Genomic DNA, 19,899 nt, shown 5'->3' with positions numbered 1-19,899 from the left:
ACGTGTTCTAGTTAGTATGATCCGGCTCACTGAGAGCCACGCTTAACTTATGGGTGGGAGAACCGTCGCGCCGAGGGGTCAGAAACTCTTCGCCGTGGCGCACGTTCGAAACCCGCCACACCGAGAACGGAGCCGAGGTTGATCGACCAGCTTGCGGCACCGGCTCGAGCCGTGGGCGGGTTCGTCGAAATGTCTTTGGACACCTTCGTCAAAATCTTCCGCCGGCCATTTCAATTTCGGGAATTCCTCGAACAGACCTGGATGATCGCCAGGGTGTCGCTCATCCCGACGCTGCTCGTCGCGATCCCGTTCACCGTGCTGGTGGCCTTCACGCTCAACATCCTGCTTCGTGAGATCGGCGCCGCCGACCTGTCCGGGGCGGGCACGGCCTTCGGCACCATCACTCAGCTGGGGCCGGTGGTGACCGTGCTCGTCGTGGCCGGCGCCGGCGCCACCGCGATCTGCGCGGACCTCGGCGCCCGCACCATCCGCGAAGAGATCGACGCGATGCGTGTGCTCGGCATCGATCCGATCCAGCGCCTGGTGGTCCCGCGCGTGCTGGCGTCGACGTTCGTCGCGCTGCTCCTCAACGGCCTTGTCTGCCTGATCGGTCTGGCTGGCGGCTACGTCTTCTCTGTGTTTCTGCAAGGGGTCAACCCCGGTGCGTTCATCAACGGCCTCACCGTGCTGACCGGCCTCGGCGAGTTGGTGCTCGCCGAGTTCAAGGCTTTGCTGTTCGGCGTGGTCGCCGGACTGGTCGGCTGTTACCGCGGGCTGACAGTGCAGGGCGGCCCCAAGGGCGTGGGGACGGCGGTCAACGAGACCGTGGTCTACGCCTTCATCTGCCTGTTCGTGATCAACGTGATCATGACGGCGATCGGCGTCCGGGTGTTGGTGCGATGAACGCCTGCACGAAGTGGGGCCTCGCATGAGCTACGACCTCACTGTCCGCTTCCGCCGTGCATTCCGTGGTGTGCCGAAGGCCGTCGACTCGATCGGTGAGCAGGCGTTGTTCTACGGCGAGACGATCCGCTACATCCCCAACGCGCTGACGCGCTACCGCAGGGAGACGATCCGCAACATCGCCGAGATGACCATGGGCACGGGCGCGTTGGTGATGATCGGCGGCACGGTCGGTGTGGCCGCCTTCCTGACCCTGGCTTCCGGCGGCGTGATCGCCGTACAGGGTTACTCCTCGCTGGGCAACATCGGCATCGAGGCGCTGACCGGCTTCCTTTCGGCCTTCCTGAACGTGCGCATCGTCGCGCCGGTCATCGCGGGCATCGCGCTGGCCGCCACCATCGGGGCAGGCACCACGGCGCAACTGGGCGCGATGCGGGTGGCCGAGGAGATCGATGCCGTCGAATCGATGGCCGTGCACTCGGTGTCGTACCTGGTCTCCACCCGATTGATGGCGGGCATGATCGCGATCATCCCGTTGTACTCGCTGTCGGTGCTGGCCGCTTTCTTCGCCGCCAGGTTCACCACGGTGTTCATCAACAATCAGTCCGCGGGCCTCTACGACCACTACTTCAACACGTTCCTGGTACCCACCGATCTGCTCTGGTCTTTCCTGCAAGCAATCGTGATGGCGATCGCCGTGATGCTCGTGCACACCTACTACGGCTACAACGCTTCCGGCGGCCCTGTGGGTGTCGGTATCGCCGTCGGCCAGGCGGTGCGCACCTCACTGATCGTCGTGGTCACCATCACGCTGTTCATCTCACTCGCCGTCTATGGCGCGTCCGGCAACTTCAATCTCTCCGGGTAGGCGGCGAAGATGCCAGACATCGAACCCAAGCGCAGCCACGTCAGGATGGCGGCCGCGATTCTTGCCGCCATCCTGGTGGCCGCCACCGTGTTCACCTACCTGGCATACACCGCGGCCTTCACCGACACCGAGACCGTCACCGTGACGTCGCCGCGAGCCGGCCTGGTGATGGAGCGCGACGCCAAGGTGAAGTACCGCGGCATCCAGATCGGCGAGGTGAAGAACATTGATTACGCCGGCAATCAAGCCAAACTGACGCTGTCGATCAGGAGCAGCGAGCTGCCCTACGTTCCGGCCAATGCACTGGTCCGCATCGGTGGCACAACGGTTTTCGGTGCCAAATCCGTCGAGTTCCTTCCGCCCGAGCAGCCGAGCGGGCAACTACGCCCGGGCGCCAACGTCGAGGCGAAAGACGTTCAACTGGAAGTCAACACGCTGTTCCAGACGCTGACCGACGTGCTGCACAAGGTCGACCCCATCAACCTGAACGCCACGCTGTCGGCACTCGCGGAGGGCTTGCGCGGCAACGGCGACGATCTTGGCGCCACCCTTTCCGGGCTGAACTACTATCTGCAGCAACTCAATCCGAAGTTGCCGGCGTTGCAAGATGACATTCGAAAGACCGGCATCGTCGCCAACGTCTACGGCGACGCGGGACCGGACCTGGCCCGCATCTTCGACAACGCGCCCACCATCAGCAACACCATCGTGGACCAGAAGGACAACCTGAACGCGACCCTTTTGGCTGCCACCGGGCTGGCCAACAACGGCACCGCGACGCTCGAGCCTGCCGAGAACGACTACATCGCGGCGATCCAGCGGTTGCGTGCCCCGCTGAAGGTGGCGGCCGACTATTCACCGGAGTTCGGCTGCCTGTTCCAAGGGGTCCGGAAGGCCATCGACACCTTCGCTCCGATCATCGGCGGCATCAGACCAGGCCTGTTCGTCGCCTCGAACTTCCTCCCCGGCTCGCCGGCCTACACGTATCCGGAAAGCCTTCCTTACGTGAATGCCTCCGGCGGCCCTAACTGCCGCGGCCTTCCGAACGTGCCGTCCAAGCAATATGGCGGCTCGTGGTATCACACGCCTTTCCTGGTGACCGACAACGCTTACGTGCCGTATCAGCCGAACACCGAATTGCAGTTCGACGCGCCATCCACGGTTCAGTTCCTCTTCAACGGCGCCTTCGCCGAAAGGGATGAGTACTGATGCGGCCGGACCGGACGCTGCTCAAGGTCGCCGTCTTCACGGTGGTGATGCTGCTGGTGGCCGCCTTCCTGGTCATCGTGTTCGGCGAGTTCCGATTCGCATCGGATAAGTCGTATCACGCCACCTTCACCGACGCCGGGCGCCTGAAGGCGGGGCAGGACGTGCGGATCGCCGGTGTGCCGGTCGGGAGCGTCAACGAGGTGAAGCTGAACCCGGACAACACCGTGGACGTCGCGTTCAACATCAACAAGCGCTACCAGCTGTACACGTCTACCAGGGCCGTGGTCCGATACGAAAACCTGGTCGGTGACCGGTATCTGGAGATCACATCCGGACCTGGCGAGCTGCGTAAGCTGCCCCCGGGTTCCACCATCGGAAAACAGAACACCCAGCCGGCACTGGATCTCGACGCACTGCTCGGCGGCCTGCGGCCGGTGCTCAAGGGCCTCGACGGCGCCAAGATCAACGAGGTCAGCAACGCCGTCATCGAACTCCTGCAGGGGCAGGGTGGTGCACTGTCGAATCTGCTGTCGAGCACCAGCGCCTTCAGTTCGGACCTGGCCGCCCGTGACCAGCTCATCGGCGATGTGATCAACAATCTGAACACGGTGTTGGGCACCATCGACGAAAAAGGCGCACAGTTCAACACCAGTATCGACCAGTTGCAGCAGCTGATCACCGGCCTCGCAGAGGGTCGCGATCCGATCGCAGGCGCAATCGGCCCACTTGCGTCAGCCGAGAACGATCTCACCGACATGCTGACCAAATCACGCAGGCCACTGCAGGGCGTGCTCGAGAACGTCCGGCCGTTTGCGCAGCGGGTCGACGAGAAGAAGGCTGACGTCAACAAGGTCATTGAACCGCTGGCGGAGAACTATTTGCGGCTCAACGCCCTTGGCGCGTATGGCTCGTTCTTCAATATCTACTACTGCTCGGTCCGGATGAAGATCAATGGGCCTGCAGGCAGTGACATCCTGATTCCGGCAGGCGGCCCGCCGGACCCGTCGAAGGGGAGGTGTTCGGAGAATGGCTAGGCCTGACAGCAGTAATCCGCTGCGCACCGGAATCTTCGGCATCGCCCTGGTGGGCTGCCTGGTGCTGGTTTCGTTCGGCTACACCCAACTGCCGTTCTGGCCGCAGGGCAAGCCGTATCAGGCTTATTTCACCGATGCGGGTGGCATCTCGCCGGGTAACGACGTCAACGTCTCGGGCATTCGGGTCGGCAAGGTCAGTAACATCGAATTGGCCGGAAACGCAGCCAAAGTGACGTTCACCGTCGACCGCAATGTCAAGGTCGGCGACCAGTCGCTGGTCGCGATCAAGACCGACACCGTGCTGGGCGAGAAGTCGCTGGCCGTCACACCAAAGGGCTCCGGCAGCGCCACCGTCATCCCGTTGGGCCGCACCACGACCCCGTACACGCTCAACACCGCGTTGCAGGACCTCGGTCAAAATGCCAGCGAACTGGACAAACCGAAATTCGAACAAGCGCTGCAGACGCTCACCGATACCCTGCGCGATGCGACTCCGCAGCTGCGCGGCGCGCTCGACGGCATCGCGGACCTGTCGCGCACGCTCAACAAGCGCGACGAAGCGCTCGAACAGCTTCTCGCGCACGCCAAGAACGTCACCGACACACTCGCTCAGCGCGCGGGCCAGGTGAACCAGTTGATCACCGACGGCAACATGTTGTTCGCCGCGTTGGATGAGCGCCGCCGGGCACTGAGCAATCTGATAGCCGGCATCGACGACGTCTCGCGCCAGCTGTCCGGCTTCGTCGCCGATAACAAGCGTGAGTTCAAGCCGGCGTTGGACGCCCTGAATGCGGTGGTGGACAACCTTCTTGAACGCAAGGAACACATCGGTGAGGCGCTGCGCCGGCTGCCGCCGTACGCCACGGCACTCGGTGAGGTGGTCGGTTCAGGCCCGGGCTTCCAGATCAACCTGTACGGCCTTCCGCCGCCAAGCATCGCCGAGGCGATGATGGACTTCTACTTCCAGCCGGGCAAGCTGCCCGACAGCCTGGCCGACGTGCTGCGCGGTTACATCTCCGAGCGGCTGATCGTGAGGCCGAAGTCGCCATGACGCAACCGAATTCGAACGGGATGCGCAGCCGCTGGGTGCGCGTATCCCTTGCCGTCGCGCTGGTGGCTCTGCTGGTCGTTGGTGTGTACATGGTGTGGCCGTCGCGCGCCGGGCACAAGGTGGTCGGCTACTTCACCTCCGCCGTCGGCCTGTATCCGGGCGACGACGTGCGGATCGTCGGCGTGCCCGTTGGCAAGATCGAATCGATCGAGCCCAGGGCATCTGACGTCAAGATCACCATGTCGGTGAAGGACGGCGTCAAGGTCCCCGCCGATGCCAAGGCACTCATCATCGCCCCGAACCTGGTGTCTGCCCGCTTCATTCAGCTGACGCCGGCGTACACGGGCGGTGCGACGCTGGCGGACGGCGCGCAGATCGAACTCGACCGGACCGCGGTGCCTGTGGAGTGGGACGAGGTCAAGGAGCAGCTGACGGCCCTTTCCAGTCAGCTTGGACCTCAACCGGGATCGTTGCAGGGTCCGCTCTCGACCGTCGTGAACCAGGCCGCCGACACATTCGACGGCAACGGTGACTCATTCCGTCAAGCGCTGCGCGAACTCTCGCAGACCGCAGGCCGGTTGGGCGATTCGCGCACCGATCTGTTCGGCACGATTCGCAATCTGCAGGTGTTGGTCAATGCGCTGTCCAACAGCAACGAGCAGATCGTCCAGTTCTCCAGTCATGTTGCGTCGGTCTCACAGGTGCTCGCCGACAGCTCAGTGGGTCTTGACCAGACTCTGGCGACCCTGAACCAGGCGCTCTCCGACGTCAAAGGCTTCCTCAACGAGAACAACGACGCTCTCATCAAGCAGGTGTCGAAGCTGTCGGAGTTCACCCAGATCTTGACCGACCACAGTGACGACATCGAACAGATCCTGCACGTAACGCCGAACGGGTTGGCCAACTTCTACAACATCTACAACCCGGCGCAAGGCACCGTCGGTGGTCTTCTGACGTTGCCGAACTTCGCCAACCCCGTTCAATTCATCTGCGGCACATTCGATGCCGGTGCTTCGCCGGACAACTACAAGCGCGCCGACATCTGCCGACAACGGATGGGACCGGTGTTCAAGCGCATCACCATGAACTACCCGCCGCTGATGTTCCACCCGATCAACAGCATCACGGCCTACAAGGGCCAGATCATCTACGACACTCCAGAGACGGAGGCGAAGGCGGAGACGCCGGTGCCGTATCTGCAGTGGCAGAACGCGCCGGGTGTGACCCCGCCCAAGATGCCGCCGGATGCCGATCTCACCTCTCTTCTGGTGCCCCCGGCCCCGGAGGGCGCAGCGGCGACGTCGCATGCGGGCGGCCCTGCGGCCCCGCCCGCCACTGCCGCACCCGCGAACCCGGACGCGCCGGCGCCAGGGGCGCCGCTTCCCGCGGAGGGAGCAGGCGGATGATGCGCACGGCTCGCAAGATGTGGGTCATCACCTCGAGTGCCGTGGTGTTGACTGGCTGCTCGTTCGGCGGGTTGAACTCGCTGAACATGCCGGGCACCGCGGGTCACGGCAGCGGCTCGTACAAGATCACCGTCGAATTGCCGGATGTGGCTACGCTGCCGCAGAACTCGCCGGTGATGGTCGACGATGTCACGGTGGGCAGCGTGTCGGGCATCGACGCGGTCCAGCGTCCGGACGGGACGTTCTACGCCGCGGTGCAACTGTCGCTGGATCAGAACGTCAACCTGCCTGCCAACTCGACCGCGAAGGTCGCTCAAACCTCGTTACTGGGGTCGCAGCACATCGAGTTGGCGCCGCCGGTGGGGGAGCCAGGAACGGGAAGGCTGGCCAACGGCGCCAATATCCCGATGGACCGCACAGGTCGGTATCCGACGACGGAAGAGGTCCTGTCGTCGCTTGGCGTGGTGGTCAACAAGGGCAATCTCGGTGCGCTGCAAGACATCACCGACGAGACTTTCAACTCTGTCGCGGGACGCGAAGGCACCTTCGCCGACCTGATACCGCGCCTCGCCGAGCTGACCAGCTCGCTGCAGCAGCAGACCGACGACATCATCAGATCCGCGGAGGGGCTCGACCGCTTCGCGGGGATCTTGGCCCGAAGCAAGGACAGCATCGGTCGCACGCTGGACTCGCTGCCCGAGGCGTTGAAGGTCCTCAACGACAATCGGGCGAACATCGTCGACGCGTTCGGTGCGCTTCGCAGTTTCGCCACCGTAGCGTCGCGCATCCTGGCGCAGACGAAGGATGACTTCGCAGCCGACATGAAGGACCTCTACCCGGTCATCAAGGCGTTCAACGACAATGCCGACGACATCATCAAGGACCTCGAGCTGTTGCCGACGTTCCCGTTCCACTACAAGTACCTGCGCAACGCGGTGCGCGGCGATTATCTGAACGTGTACACCACATTCGACCTGACGCTGCGGCGCACCGGTGAATCGCTGTTCACGACGTCGCTGGGCCTTGATCCGAACATGAAGCACCTCGCAGAGGTGGTCAATCCACCGGACTTCCTGACCGGCGCGATGGCGAACCTCTCCGGACAGGCTGCCGATCCGTTCAAGATCCCGCCGGGCACCGCCACCCAGCATGGAGGGAAGCCGTAATGCTGGACAGGCTCACCCGCGTGCAACTGACGATCTTCGCGATCGTCACAGTCCTCACCGTCGGCGCGATCTCGATCTTCTACCTGCATGTGCCGTCCGCACTGGGCATCGGCTCGTACAGCGTGAAGGCGAATTTCGTTGCAGGCGGCGGTCTTTACCAGAACGCGAACGTCACCTACCGCGGTGTCACGATCGGCCGCGTCGAGTCAGTCGGGCTGACCAACGACGGTGTCGTGGCGGACATGCGCCTGAACAGTGCCACCCCGGTGCCCGACAACGTGACCGCGACCGTGAAGAGCGTGTCAGCGGTCGGTGAGCAGTACATCGACCTGGTGCCACCCGATCAGCCCTCGCATGCAAAGCTGCGCAACGGTGCGGCGATCGACCAGGCGCACACTCGAATCGGGCAGGACATCGCCGGGTTACTGACCGAAGCGGACAACCTGGTCAACAGCCTCGGCAACAGCCGGATCCAGGATCTGCTCCGAGAAACGTTCAAGGCGTTCAACGGTTCCGGGCCGGAACTGGCGCGGCTGATTCAGTCCTCGCGGCTGTTGGTCGACGAAGCCAATTCCAACTATGCGCAGGTCGACCAGTTGATCGATCAGGCGGGGCCGTTCCTGGACTCGCAGATCCGAAGTGGCGATGACATCAGGTCGCTGGCCGACGGCCTGGCCCGCTTCACCGGCGAGGTGGCCGGTGCCGATTCGCAGGTGCGCTCGGTGTTGCAGAACGTGCCTGGCACCACCGAGGCAGCCAACACCACGTTCGAGGGCATTCGGCCGACGTTCCCGGTGCTGGCGGCAAACCTCGCCAATTTCGGTCGGATCGGGGTGATCTACCGGAAGTCGATCGAACAGGCGCTGGTGATCTTCCCCGCCTTGATGGCTGCGCTCATCACGGTAGGCGGTGGCCTGCCCGCCGACGAGGGTGGCAAGTTGGATTTCAAGATCCATCTGCAGGATCCGCCGCCGTGTTCGACGGGATTCATCCCGCCGACGGAGATCCGGTCGCCCGCCGACACCACCCTGCGCGACCTACCAACCGACTTGTACTGCAAGACAGCGCCGAACGACCCAGCCGTCGTGCGCGGCGCGCGCAACTATCCGTGCCAGGAGTTCCCCGGCAAGCGGGCGCCCACAGTTCAGCTTTGCCGCGACCCCAAGGGCTACGTGCCGGTGGGCACCAACCCGTGGCGCGGGCCGCCGGTGCCGTACGGGACGCCGGTCGAGGATCCGCGGATGACGCTGCCGATGAACAAGTTCCCGTTCATCCCGCCACAGGTTGACCCCGATCCCGGACCGCCTGTGGTGCAGTTGCCGCCGGGGGTTGAGCCGGGGCCCGGGCCCGCGCCGCACGCGCCGTTCCCGTTGCCGGTGCCGCCAAACGACAACGGTCCACCGCCGCCGCTGCCGTTCTACGCGCCGCCAGACCAGGTGGTGCCGCCGTACGGAAGGCCGGCGCCGGAGCCCGCACCCGCACCTGTGCCGCCCGCCGATGGCGCGCCGCCGCTGCCCGCGGAGGCGCCTCAGGCGGCGGGGCCGGCGATGGCCACCTACGACCAGAACGGTAAATTCGTCGACCCGGCAGGGGGAACTGGCGTGTTCGCCGCAGGTACTGACAAACTGGCGCCTGCAGAGAACTGGGTTGATTTGATGTTGGCTCCAAGGCAGGCGTGATGACACAAGACACGGTTTCGACGGCCTCGTCGGCGTCGAAGCCAGGGCGGCGGCGTGCGTCCCGGGCAGCGGGCCCGGCGAACGGCGCGGCGCCCTCTGGCGTCAGCGTTGATGCGCCGAAACCCGTCATGGTGCGGATGACCAAACCGGCGCCGCCGCGACGGAGACAACCGCACCGCACCTTGGTGGCGGTCGTGGCGCTGAGCACTGTCGTGGTCGCCGTGGCCGTTCTCGGCGTCTTCGCCTGGCTGACGTTTGACTCGAACCGGCAGATGGAGCGCGCCGCCGACCGCCAGCAGCGCTTCGTCGACACCGCCTCGCAGGCCGTCGTGAACATGTTCAGCTACAACCAGAACAACATCGACGAGAGTGTGAACCGGTTCGTCAACGGCACCAGCGGACCGTTGCGAGCCATGATGAGCCAACCGGGCAACGTGGACAACCTGAAGGCGTTGTTCCGGGACACCAACGCCAGTTCTGAGGCCGTCATCAACGGTGCCGCGATGGAGGGCGACATCGACGAGGTCGCCAAGAACGCGAAGGTGTTGGTGTCGGTGCGGGTGACGGTGACCGACCTCGATGGCGTGAACGCGCCCTCGAAGCCGTACCGGCTGCGGGTGATCGTGCACGAGGACGACGACGGGCACATGACTGCGTACGACTTGAAGTACCCAGACGGCGGCAACTGATGCGTAATTGGGTTGCTCGATCGCTCGCCGCGGTGACGGTTCTGATCGGCGTCGGTTTTGTCGCGACCGCGGGCGTCGGCGGGTGGTTGTATTGGCACCGAGTCGAGCTCAAGACCGAACAAGGGGCCCGTGACCAGCTGGGTTCCCTTGCGGCTGAGCAGATCCCGAAGGTATTCGGGTATGACTACCAAACCGTCGAGCGCAGCCTCAACGAGGTGTATCCAATGCTGACGCCGGACTATCGACACGAGTTCCAGGACCGCGCAACCAGGGACATCATCCCGCAGGCGCGGGACCGTCAGCTGGTCAGTCAGGCCAACGTGGTCGGCGTAGGAGTTCTTGACGCCGAACGTGATTCGGCGTCGGTAATGGTGTACATGAACCGGACAGTAACCGATAAGTCGAAGGAACCGGTCTACGACGGCAGTCGGCTACGCGTTGATTATCAGAGGGTCGGCGGCAAATGGCTCATCCAGTACATCACGCCGATCTGATCCGATGCCGCCGCGCAAGCGCGCCGCCCATGCGGGTAGGCCGCGGGACACGTCGATCGACGACCGGGTCCTCGCAGCCACTCGCGAGTTGCTGGTCGAACTCGGCTGGGATGGGCTGAGTATCAGGCTCGTCGCCGCGCGGGCCGGCGTCAGCCGCTCCAGCCTGAACCGTCGGTGGCAGTCGAAGGCGGAACTGGTCCTGCACGCGATCCTTGGCGCATCACCGGACTTGTCGCCGTTCGAGGGCACTGACCGCCACGGCTGGATTTCCTGGGTGGTCCGAGGCAGTTCGGAACTGTTCAGCAGGCCGGATATGAAGGCGGCCGTCCCGGGGTTGATGCGAGCGCTCAAGGAAAACGGTCAACTTCGGCGCCAGATGTGGGCGGATTTCACCGGACCGGCGGTGCGGCTGTTCGCGGTGGACTCCGAGGCGACCGAGACAGAAGCCGCGGATGCCGAACTCGAGGCGCGTGCGCTGCTCGCGATGGCAGCGGGCGCGGCACTGTTCCTGACAACTGTTGCCGACGACGACGATTCAGCAGAGATATTGCACCGGGTCGAGTCCATGTTGACTTCCGTCGCAGGCACTCAACGCTGAACGGACGCCATGATCGCTTGTTGCGGTGACCGCCACGTCATCTCGAGCTCTTCCAAGGTGATGGAGTCGTCGGTCGGGGTCGCGGCAGTGAGCAACATGGCCGCCTCGAGGCTGAAGCCGTCTCCCAGTGGTATCACGCCGCCGACCGCGTCGGCCACACGACCCAGAGCCAGAAAAGCGTTCGGGCCAACGGGGATTCGCCGGATTCGCCGGCCCAACCCCAGCTCGAGTGTGTCGATCATTTCGTTGAAGGTGATCATCACACCGCCACAGACATAGCGACGTGGACCCCGGCCCTTGACCATCGCGCGAGCATGCACTTCGGCGACATCGCGCACATCGATCATCTGCATGCCGCCGCTCAGACGCGGCGCCACCGCCCATCGGGTGATTGGTGCCCACCCTCGTTCGGTGACTCCCGGTGCGGTGTTGAAGGGCGGCCCGACCACGCTGGAGGGATACGTGACGACGACCGGCGCGCCGTCGCGTTGCAGTCGCCTTGCGGCCGCGTCGGCGTATGCCTTGGTCTTGGCATATGCGCTACGGCCAACCGCCGTCGGGGTGTTCGGGCCGATGATGCCGTCGGGAGCCGGGAACAACGCGCTGTAACTGCTGATGGAAACGACGGGGTCCAGACCGTTGTGGACCGCCTGCTGCAGCACCGCCTCAGTGGCGTATGCGTTGATCTCCCACATTAACTTCTCCCGGCGCTCGTCAGTGCCGACCACCCCTGCGCCGTGCAGCAACGCATCGCAACCCTTCAACAGGGTGTCGACACAACGACGATCGCGGATGTCGCCCCGCACGAGTTCCACGTCACCCAATCGGGCGAGGTGGTGTGCCGCCGCTTCGTCGGCAGGGCTCGGATTGAGCAGAAGCCGAACCGTGTGCCCGGCAGTCAGCAGGGCCTTCGTCGAATGGGCACCGACGTAGCCCGTGCCGCCGGTGATGGCAATCCGCATGCAGGCATATTAGCGGGCCACTGGTATCGAAATTTGCGGAGTCTACTCCGAGGCGGCGTCGTCCTCTGTTGAGGCCAGTGCGTCCAGGAACGACCGAGCCCAGCGGTCGACATCGTGCACGAGCACTTGCCTGCGCAAGGCCCGCATTCGCCGCCTGCCTTCTTCGGGCGTCTGAGTCAGGGCCGCTTCGATGGCGTCCTTGACGCCCTCGAGGTGATGCGGGTTGGCCAAATACGCCTGGCGTAATTCTGCAGCGGCGCCGGTGAATTCGCTGAGCACCAACGCGCCGCCAAGGTCGCTGCGGCACGCCACGTATTCCTTGGCCACCAGATTCATGCCGTCGCGCAGCGGCGTGACCAGCATGACGTCGGCGGCCACAAAGAACGCGATCAATTCCTCGCGCGGAACCGGCCGATGAATGTAATGCACGAGCGGGTGGCCGATCTCGCCGTACTCGCCGTTGATGTGCCCGACCTGACGTTCGATGTCCTCGCGCATCTCGATATAGCTTTCGACGCGCTCTCGGCTTGGTGTCGCGAGTTGCACCAGAACCGTGTCGTCGCGCTTGGCGCGACCTTCGGCCAGCAACTCCGAAAAGGCCCGCAGACGTACGTCGATGCCCTTGGTGTAGTCCAGGCGGTCGACGCCCAACAGGATCTTGCGCGGATTGCCCAGTTCGTTGCGGATGGCCCTGGCCCGTTGCCGGATCGCGCGCGTGCGCGCCTGCTGGTCCAAAGCGGTGGAGTCGATCGAGATCGGGAAGGCGCCCACCTTGACGGTGCGGAAGCCGACGTTGACCTCACCGAATTTGGACCGCACGCCGACCGATCCACGCGACGTGTTCGCACCCACCAGCCGACGGGCCAGAATCATGAAGTTCTGCGCCCCACCCGGCAGATGGAACCCGACGAGGTCGGCACCGAGCAGACCCTCGGTGATCTCGGTCCGCCACGGCATCTGCATGAACAGCTCGACCGGTGGGAACGGGATGTGCAGGAAGAAGCCGATGGTGAGATCGGGCCGCAGCGTCCGCAGCATCTTGGGCACCAGCTGCAGCTGATAATCCTGCACCCACACCGTCGCGCCCTCTGCTGCCACCTTCGCGGTGGCTTCCGCGAACCGGCGGTTGACCGCAACGTAGGCGTCCCACCATTCGCGGTGATAGATCGGCTTGACGATGACGTCGTGATACAGCGGCCACAGCGTGGCGTTGGAGAAGCCCTCGTAGTACTCGGCGACGTCCTCGGCGGACAACCGGACCGGGCACAGGTACATGTCGTCCTGCTCGATCGGATCCGCGTCCACGTCGGGGATGCCGGGCCAACCGATCCACGCGCCTCGCCGCTGACGGAGCAGCGGTTCCAGGGCGGTCACCAGACCGCCGGGGCTCCGCTTCCACGTGGTGCTGCCGTCCGGCAGGCGCTCCATGTCGATGGGCAGCCGATTGGCCACCACCACGAAGTCCGCGTCCCCGGGGCCGTGCCCTTGGCTGCGCCCCGAAGTCACTTACACCTCGAGCTTTGCCGGTCCAATGCCGAGCATGGAGAGGAAGATCCGGCACTCGTCGGCGTCATTGGCGTATGCAGCGACGACGCGCCTGGCCTGGCGTGCAGTGCTGTCGGCAAGAGGCTCGACGTCGCCGATCTCAGCGGGGTCAGATTTCGCAGGCATGGTCACAACCTTACCGACCCGTTCGTCGCGGGGCCGATGCCGTCCGCTACGGGCTCGAACTGACGGTCGAACGCGGCTCCGGTTGCGGCCCCATTGCCTCCGATTCCTCAGCGAGTCCGATGCACTGGCCCGAGTTGTGGCCGGTGCACGGAATGCCGTCGACGGCGGGCAGCGAGGGATTACCCGGGATGCTGCTGAACGCCGCGCCGGAGTTCGGCACGGTGTGGGGCACGCAGGCGCCGGTGTAGAGGTCTTCTTCTTCGCCGGCGGGGCACTGGGCAACCGGCGCCGCCGAGGCGCTTCCAACGGTGACGACGGCGATTGCAGGCGCAGCGGCGACCGCAACCGCAAAGCCGCCGGCAAGAATCAATCGTCGTACTGATAGCTCAAGGGTCGCCATGTCACGCCTTCTGTAGTTATTGACCATCTCGTCGGGATTCTAAGGAAGCTGGCAGAAATCTGCACAAGTTCTACGAGTTCCCTGCGAGTGGCGACCCGGGGCTTGCAAATCGGCCGCCGTTATGGGCTGGCTTCGATGGTCGAGCGCGGCACTGGCTGCGGTCCCGCCGCCGCCTCGTCCTCGGCCAGGCCGATGCAGGCGCCCGAACTACGCCCGCCAAGGCAGGGCACTCCTGCGATCTCGGGGATGTCGGGATTGGCCGCCGTCGAGGTGAAACCCTCCGGCGAATTCGGCACAAGGAACGGGGTGCACGAAGCGGTGAAGACGTCCTCCTCCTCACCGTCCGAACAGGCGGCAACCGGCTTCAAATCTGTTGTCTGCGTGGGGTGTGCGATTGCTACGACGGCCGGGGTGACGGCTATCGCGACAGCGAAGCCGCCGGTAAGGAGCAGGCGTCGGGTGGGCGTCAGGTCTGTCGTCATGTGCGCTGCCTTCTCTTGTCGGTGGCCAACTCGCTGAGTGGATTCTACGAATGCTTATTGGTATCTGCAGAGATTCTCGGTGTTCGCTGGGAATCTGTCTGGGGCGCACATGAAAAGGCCGGGACGCCGTATTGCGCCCCGGCCTTTTCTCGAATTGGTTACGGGCTCGAGCTGATCGTCGAGTGCGGCACCGGCTGTGGGCCCGCGGCCTGCTCTTCCTCCGACAGGCCGATGCATTGGCCGGAATTGGCTCCGGTGCACGGAATGTTGTTCACCTCAGGCAGCCCGCCGGGCGAGGTCTGGCCGACCTCGGGCGAATTGGGCACCAGATCCGGTGTGCATTCACCGGTGAAGGTGTCCTCGGATTCACCACCGGGACATGCCGCAATGGTGGGTGCCGAATGAATGGGTGCGACGACCAAAGCGGCCGCTGGAGCGGCCGCAATCGCGACCGCAAATCCACCGGCGAGGAGCAGTCGTCGTGCTGGAAGCTTCAAGGTCGCCATCATCACGCTTTCTGTAGTTTTGCTGTTCGTTTGTCGCCCGAAGTTGTGGCGGCAGAGGGGATCTGCTAGCGGAGAGATTACGCTGACTACCCGGGAAACGCCGCGCCAACGTCAATGAAATCGGTGCGCCGGTCCCAATTCTGGGAGGTTGCTGTCAAATGACTGTGGCACTGCTTCGCTGCCGCTTGTTCCGGCACCGTAATGTGCAGTCCGTCAAAGGTCTCTCAAGCGAACGAGGTGGTGCGCTGTGGCAAGCCCCGACCTGACCAGTGGCGTCCCGGCGGGCGGCGGGACGCCGCAGCAGGTGACGTACGAGACCCTTGATGAAGGCCGCATCGCGCGGATCTGGCTGAACCGGCCCGAAGCCCAGAACGCCCAGTCGCGAACGCTGTTGGTACAGCTCGACGAGGCCTTCGGCCGCGCCGAAGCCGACGACGAGGTGCGGGTGGTGATCTTGGCCGCCCGCGGCAAGAACTTCTCGGCGGGACATGATCTGGGCTCGGAGGAAGCGTTGGCCGAGCGCAAGCCGGGTCCGGGACAGCACCCCACGTTCCAGGTCAATGGCGCGACTCGGTCGGCAGTCGCAGAGAAGACGTATCTGCAGGAATGGCACTACTTCTTCGAGAACACCCGGCGCTGGCGCGACCTGCGCAAGATCACCATCGCGCAGGTCCAGGGCAACGCGATTTCCGCTGCGCTGATGCTGATCTGGGCTTGCGATCTGATCGTCGCCGCCGACGATGCCAAGTTCAGTGACGTAGTCGCCGTGCGAATGGGCATGCCCGGTGTCGAGTATTACGCGCACCCTTGGGAGTTCGGCCCGCGTAAGGCCAAAGAGCTTCTGCTCACCGGAGATTCGATCGATGCCGAGGAGGCCTACCGGCTCGGCATGGTGTCCAAGGTGTTCGGTCGCGCGGATCTCGAGGACAAGACGCTCGAGTTCGCGAGACGGATCGCCGAACGGCCGACCATGGCGGCGCTGCTGGTGAAGGATTCCGTCAACGCGGCGGCCGATGCCATGGGCTTCACCGAGGCGTTGCGGCACGCATTCCACATCCACGAACTCGGCCATGCCCACTGGGCGGCGGCCAATGAAAATCGCTATCCCGTCGGCTTGCCGCCGGACGTGCCGGATTGGCGCACGCTGGGCGCCCCCAAGCTCGCCCGCCGCGACGAGCCATAACGTATAACTAGAACCTGTTCTAGGAACCTGGTGGAGGGCGCAGCGGTGCAGCTGTCATTGGCGAAGCGAACGGTGCTGGTCACCGGCGGTGGTAGCGGGATCGGCAAGGGCACGGCCGCCGCCGTGGTGGCCGCCGGCGGCAACGCGATGCTGGTCGGGCGCAATGCCGACAAGCTGTCGGCCGCGGCCGATGAAATCTCTGCCCTTGGCGGCGAGGGCTCGGTGCTGTACGAGCCCGCGGATGTCACCAACGAGGACGAGGTGGCGCGTGTCGTGGAGGCGGCCACTGCGTGGACCGGCCGGCTGTGGGGCGTCGTGCACTGCGCAGGTGGCAGCGAGACCATCGGCCCGATCACCCAGATCGACTCCGAAGCGTGGCGGCGCACGGTCGACCTGAACATCAACGGCACCATGTACGTGCTCAAGCATTCCGCGCGTGAGATGGTTCGCGGCGGTGGCGGATCGTTCATTGGCATCTCGTCGATCGCGGCGAGCAATACGCATCGGTGGTTTGGCGCGTACGGAGTCTCGAAGGCGGGCATCGACCATCTGATGCAATTGGCCGCTGACGAACTCGGTGCGTCCTGGGTGCGCGTCAACTGCATCCGGCCCGGTCTAATTCGCACCGAACTCGTTGCCCCCGTTCTTGATTCGCCCGAACTGAGCGCTGACTACGCGACCATCACACCGTTGCCGCGGCCGGGCGAGGTCGAGGACATCGCCAATGCGGCGGTGTTTCTGCTCAGCGACGCCTCGAGCTATATCACCGGCCAGGTGATCAATGTCGACGGCGGTGTCCTGGTGCGTCGCGGTCCGGATTACTCCTCGATGCTCGAACCACTCTTCGGCGCCGACGGCTTGCGCGGAGTCGTCTCCGACTAGCGACAGTTGTCCCCAATCGCGTGTTCATCACAGGTTGTTTGAGTGTGCAAGGTGAATCGGGCGTCGTGTCTGACCGGGTGGTGAGGATGGGGTCATGTCTTCGACCGCGGCGCCGTCGGTGGTGAGCAGTACCAGTGATCGTCTTGAGGTGTTGTTCGCCGAGTTGGCGGAGTTGGCGGGGCAGCGCAACGCCATCGGCGGGCGCATCGTGCAGATCGCCGCGCAGATCGACCGTGACCAGTTGTGGGGTGTGACCCGGGCCCGGTCTTTGGCGGCGTAGATGGGCTGGCGGCTGGGGTTGTCGACGGGCACCGCGCACAGCACGGTCGCGGCGGGCGTTGGAGCATCGCCACCGCACCTGCGCGGTGCCCGGGTGTAGCGCGACGCGGGGTTTGCACGCCCATCACCTCATTCATTGGGAAGACGGCGGGCGCACCGAGTTGGACAACCTGGTGCTGCTGTGTCCATATCACCACCGCATGCACCACCGCGGCGGGCATCACCCTCACCGGCCCCGCCGATCAGCTCATCGTCACCGACAGCGACGGCCACCCACAGACCTCCGCCTCACTGGCCCGTCCACCCACCGGACCCCCACCAGATGTCGCGCCATGGACCGGGCCGATCGGGGAACGCGCCGACTGGTGGTGGTACGACCACTACGAGCCCGAACTGCCAGGCGCTGACTAACAGGCCGTAACCGAAACACGTTCGTGGGCAGCGCAGCTCGTTCACGAGACCGCTAGCACGCAGCGACTGCGTCGGCGACCTCAACGCGCATGTTGATGTGCCCAGCTTGCAGCGACAAAGTCGGCCGCAGCGACAAAGTCGTCGGCAGCGACATTGTCGCTCCAAGCTGGGCACTGCGAAGACCTCTACTGCGCCATGGGCTTTCACCCACCGTTTTGACGTCCGCGTCGAAACTGCCTGCGTCATAGGCATTTTGCGGTCACGCGTAGAGCCGGCGTGCGACCATTTCTGCATGAGTTGGGCGACGAGAACCGCGGTAGGCATAGCACTCATCGCGTTGGCCATGGCGCTTGCGGTCGTGCCGGCGAACGCCGACGATCAACCCACCGGCCCAGACGACCCTGCATGTATGACGGACCCGACGGACGCGGTGTGCATGGGCGGTCCGTGGGGTGTGCCCACCTCGCCCTCGAGCATCGGTTGCGCGATCAATCCGGGCCAGGGCATCTGTCAGGGCGGACCGTATGACCCGGCGCCGCCACCGCCGCCACCGCCACCTCCGCCAATGGGTCCCTTCGGCGGTATGACCGGGGGAATGGGCGTCGGCACGGGCATTCACCCGGGCTTGGACGCGATGCATCCTGACATCGGCGCCATGCATCCCGGCATCGGCGTGCACCCGGGTGGCATGGCAATGGGCGGCGCAGGGCACATCTAGCTAGCGCTTCTCGCCTGCCTCCCACGCCGCCACCTTGGCGAGCGCCGACCAGTCCAGGTCCGCGCCGCCGTTGGCCAGCAGCGCCAGAAACCGATCCCGCAGCAGGCTGGCGATCGGCAGCGGCGCCTGCAATGCCTCGCCCGCGGCGAGCACCAAGCGCACATCCTTCGCGCCGAGCTCCGCGGCGAAGCCTGCGGGCGTAAATTCTTCCCGCGCGATGAGTCCGCCGTACGTCTTGTACACCGGCGCGCCGAAGAGCGTTGAGGTGAGCATCTCGAGGTAGTCATTCTTGTCCACGCCGGCTTTGGCGACCAAAGCCATTGCCTCGCTGAGCGATTCAATGACCGCTGCAATCAGGAAGTTTCCGCTCAGTTTCACCAGGTTGGCAGTCTTCGGCTCGTCCGAAACGACGAATGTCCGTTGGCCGACCGCATCAAACAACGACGAAACCTGCTGCAAGGCAGCGTCAGACCCAGCCGCGGCCACGAAAAGCTTTGCTGCAGCTGCGGCCTCGGGCCGTCCGAACACCGGTGCCGCCACGAATTCCTGGCCGGCCTCGGCGTGCGCGGTCGTCAACCGCTCCGAGAGCTCGACGCTGATCGTGCTCGACGACACGTGCGCGGCACCCGGACGCAGCGTCGCCACAATTCCGCCATCACCGAAGGTGACCGCCGAGACCGCCTCGTCGTTGGCCAGCATCGTGAACACGACGTCACCGTCGCACGCCTCCGCGATTGACTTGGCGGGCTTCGCTCCCTGCTCGGCCAATGCCGCCACCTTGCTCTGTGACCGGTTGTACGCAGTCACCTCGTGGCCGGCCTTCAGCAGATTCGCCGCCATGCCCGCGCCCATGTTTCCCAGTCCGATGAACCCAATTTTCATGGGCTCCACGATGCCGGTTATTCCTGGCCGCCGCTGAGCGGCGGGGTCAGTGGCCGGTACCTGAGGGCAGTTTGTCCTTGCAGTACGCGTAGACCGCCAGGCCGCCGAAGTCCGCGGACTTCTGGATCGACCACTTGGTCTTCTTCGACAGCATGCTCAGGGCGTCGTTGACGGTGCCGCCGTGCTCGAGGATGTCGCACGTCGAATGCGCCAAACTCAGCGCCTGGTCCGGCGAACTGACCGAGACGCCCTTCTGCTGCAGGCCCTTGAGGAACGCCTGGTCCAACTGATCGTCGGCGGAGGCCGGCGCCGCGAGCGCCGTGGCTGTGCCAATCACGACCGCGATCACCGCCAGCAGGTGCTTCGTTCTCATCTGTCTCCCCAGTAATGTCCCCGGCCAACGGGCAGCGTACGCCAGCAAAAGAA

General features: G+C 64.7%; 23 protein-coding genes and 1 pseudogene. 16 read left to right on the top strand and 8 right to left on the bottom strand.

Annotation, left to right across the window (positions count from 1 at the left end; genetic code table 11):
• Positions 1 to 138 precede the first annotated feature (138 nt).
• Genes ACGFK1_RS12825 through ACGFK1_RS12775 form a run of 11 tightly spaced genes read left to right on the top strand, consistent with a single transcriptional unit; the run spans position 139 to position 11,097 of the window.
• Positions 139 to 903 (top strand): MlaE family ABC transporter permease, encoded by a 765-nt coding sequence (locus tag ACGFK1_RS12825; protein ID WP_393428984.1) that lies wholly within the window; start codon positions 139 to 141, stop codon positions 901 to 903.
• 25 nt (positions 904 to 928) lie between these two features.
• Positions 929 to 1,771, top strand: a complete 843-nt coding sequence (locus ACGFK1_RS12820) for an MlaE family ABC transporter permease (RefSeq protein WP_393428981.1) — start codon at positions 929 to 931, stop codon at positions 1,769 to 1,771.
• A gap of 9 nt (positions 1,772 to 1,780) precedes the next feature.
• Complete coding sequence (locus tag ACGFK1_RS12815; RefSeq protein WP_393428978.1) at positions 1,781 to 2,980, top strand: MCE family protein; 1,200 nt, start codon at positions 1,781 to 1,783, stop codon at positions 2,978 to 2,980.
• Complete coding sequence (locus ACGFK1_RS12810) at positions 2,980 to 4,014, top strand: MCE family protein (RefSeq protein ID WP_393428975.1); 1,035 nt, start codon at positions 2,980 to 2,982, stop codon at positions 4,012 to 4,014. Before ACGFK1_RS12815 ends, ACGFK1_RS12810 begins: the two co-directional genes overlap by 1 nt.
• On the top strand, positions 4,007 to 5,065 hold the full coding sequence (locus ACGFK1_RS12805; protein WP_393428972.1) for a virulence factor Mce family protein: 1,059 nt from the start codon (positions 4,007 to 4,009) through the stop codon (positions 5,063 to 5,065). Before ACGFK1_RS12810 ends, ACGFK1_RS12805 begins: the two co-directional genes overlap by 8 nt.
• A complete protein-coding gene (locus tag ACGFK1_RS12800; protein WP_393428969.1) occupies positions 5,062 to 6,471 on the top strand; it encodes an MCE family protein in 1,410 nt (469 codons plus the stop codon). Before ACGFK1_RS12805 ends, ACGFK1_RS12800 begins: the two co-directional genes overlap by 4 nt.
• Entirely contained in the window at positions 6,468 to 7,637 is a 1,170-nt protein-coding gene (locus tag ACGFK1_RS12795; RefSeq protein ID WP_393428967.1) for an MCE family protein, read from the top strand. Before ACGFK1_RS12800 ends, ACGFK1_RS12795 begins: the two co-directional genes overlap by 4 nt.
• Positions 7,637 to 9,316, top strand: coding sequence for an MCE family protein (locus ACGFK1_RS12790; RefSeq protein WP_393428965.1), 1,680 nt, complete (start codon positions 7,637 to 7,639; stop codon positions 9,314 to 9,316). The genes ACGFK1_RS12795 and ACGFK1_RS12790 overlap by 1 nt, the downstream gene beginning before the upstream one ends.
• Complete coding sequence (locus ACGFK1_RS12785) at positions 9,316 to 10,005, top strand: mammalian cell entry protein (protein ID WP_393428962.1); 690 nt, start codon at positions 9,316 to 9,318, stop codon at positions 10,003 to 10,005. The genes ACGFK1_RS12790 and ACGFK1_RS12785 overlap by 1 nt, the downstream gene beginning before the upstream one ends.
• Positions 10,005 to 10,499 (top strand): mammalian cell entry protein, encoded by a 495-nt coding sequence (locus ACGFK1_RS12780; RefSeq protein WP_393428959.1) that lies wholly within the window; start codon positions 10,005 to 10,007, stop codon positions 10,497 to 10,499. The genes ACGFK1_RS12785 and ACGFK1_RS12780 overlap by 1 nt, the downstream gene beginning before the upstream one ends.
• Before the next feature lie 4 nt (positions 10,500 to 10,503).
• Positions 10,504 to 11,097 (top strand): helix-turn-helix domain-containing protein, encoded by a 594-nt coding sequence (locus ACGFK1_RS12775; protein WP_393428956.1) that lies wholly within the window; start codon positions 10,504 to 10,506, stop codon positions 11,095 to 11,097.
• Here the strand turns inward: ACGFK1_RS12775 and ACGFK1_RS12770 are convergent.
• From ACGFK1_RS12770 to ACGFK1_RS12745, 6 genes are all read right to left on the bottom strand, one after another.
• On the bottom strand, positions 11,088 to 12,059 hold the full coding sequence (locus tag ACGFK1_RS12770; protein WP_393428953.1) for an NAD-dependent epimerase/dehydratase family protein: 972 nt from the start codon (positions 12,057 to 12,059) through the stop codon (positions 11,088 to 11,090). The genes ACGFK1_RS12775 and ACGFK1_RS12770 overlap by 10 nt on opposite strands.
• Before the next feature lie 42 nt (positions 12,060 to 12,101).
• Positions 12,102 to 13,565 carry a trehalose-6-phosphate synthase gene (locus ACGFK1_RS12765; RefSeq protein WP_393428951.1) on the bottom strand — a complete coding sequence of 488 codons (1,464 nt, stop codon included), beginning with the start codon at positions 13,563 to 13,565 and terminating at the stop codon, positions 12,102 to 12,104.
• A complete protein-coding gene (locus ACGFK1_RS12760; RefSeq protein ID WP_101951790.1) occupies positions 13,566 to 13,730 on the bottom strand; it encodes a hypothetical protein in 165 nt (54 codons plus the stop codon).
• 46 nt (positions 13,731 to 13,776) lie between these two features.
• On the bottom strand, positions 13,777 to 14,130 hold the full coding sequence (locus ACGFK1_RS12755) for an intersectin-EH binding protein Ibp1 (protein ID WP_393428947.1): 354 nt from the start codon (positions 14,128 to 14,130) through the stop codon (positions 13,777 to 13,779).
• Between the two features lie 119 nt (positions 14,131 to 14,249).
• Entirely contained in the window at positions 14,250 to 14,612 is a 363-nt protein-coding gene (locus tag ACGFK1_RS12750) for an intersectin-EH binding protein Ibp1 (RefSeq protein WP_393428945.1), read from the bottom strand.
• 158 nt (positions 14,613 to 14,770) lie between these two features.
• On the bottom strand, positions 14,771 to 15,118 hold the full coding sequence (locus ACGFK1_RS12745; protein WP_393430074.1) for an intersectin-EH binding protein Ibp1: 348 nt from the start codon (positions 15,116 to 15,118) through the stop codon (positions 14,771 to 14,773).
• Positions 15,119 to 15,365: 247 nt separating this feature from the next.
• Here ACGFK1_RS12745 and ACGFK1_RS12740 point away from each other — a divergent pair, with 247 nt between their 5' ends.
• The 5 genes and pseudogenes from ACGFK1_RS12740 to ACGFK1_RS12720 all read left to right on the top strand — a co-directional run bounded on the left by ACGFK1_RS12740 (position 15,366) and on the right by ACGFK1_RS12720 (position 18,591).
• Complete coding sequence (locus ACGFK1_RS12740; RefSeq protein ID WP_393428942.1) at positions 15,366 to 16,301, top strand: enoyl-CoA hydratase; 936 nt, start codon at positions 15,366 to 15,368, stop codon at positions 16,299 to 16,301.
• A 45-nt stretch (positions 16,302 to 16,346) separates the two neighbouring features.
• Entirely contained in the window at positions 16,347 to 17,183 is an 837-nt protein-coding gene (locus ACGFK1_RS12735; RefSeq protein WP_393428939.1) for an SDR family oxidoreductase, read from the top strand.
• Positions 17,184 to 17,277: 94 nt separating this feature from the next.
• Positions 17,278 to 17,463 carry a hypothetical protein gene (locus tag ACGFK1_RS12730; RefSeq protein WP_393428936.1) on the top strand — a complete coding sequence of 62 codons (186 nt, stop codon included), beginning with the start codon at positions 17,278 to 17,280 and terminating at the stop codon, positions 17,461 to 17,463.
• A 43-nt stretch (positions 17,464 to 17,506) separates the two neighbouring features.
• Positions 17,507 to 17,873 (top strand): annotated as a pseudogene (locus tag ACGFK1_RS12725) (HNH endonuclease signature motif containing protein); the annotation flags it as partial.
• Positions 17,874 to 18,165: 292 nt separating this feature from the next.
• The gene (locus ACGFK1_RS12720) at positions 18,166 to 18,591 is read left to right on the top strand and encodes a hypothetical protein (protein ID WP_393428933.1); all 426 of its coding nucleotides are present in this window, start codon (positions 18,166 to 18,168) and stop codon (positions 18,589 to 18,591) included.
• Here ACGFK1_RS12720 and ACGFK1_RS12715 read toward each other — a convergent pair whose 3' ends face one another.
• Both ACGFK1_RS12715 and ACGFK1_RS12710 read right to left on the bottom strand, forming a co-directional pair.
• A complete protein-coding gene (locus ACGFK1_RS12715; protein WP_393428930.1) occupies positions 18,592 to 19,473 on the bottom strand; it encodes an NAD(P)-dependent oxidoreductase in 882 nt (293 codons plus the stop codon).
• A gap of 46 nt (positions 19,474 to 19,519) precedes the next feature.
• Entirely contained in the window at positions 19,520 to 19,846 is a 327-nt protein-coding gene (locus tag ACGFK1_RS12710) for a DUF732 domain-containing protein (RefSeq protein ID WP_393428927.1), read from the bottom strand.
• Positions 19,847 to 19,899: the final 53 nt, after the last annotated feature.

Origin of the sequence: Mycobacterium sp. NPDC048908 (assembly GCF_043197955.1) — a bacterium.
Taxonomy (GTDB): Bacteria; Actinomycetota; Actinomycetes; order Mycobacteriales; family Mycobacteriaceae; genus Mycobacterium.
This window is presented reverse-complemented; position numbering and strand designations above follow the sequence as displayed.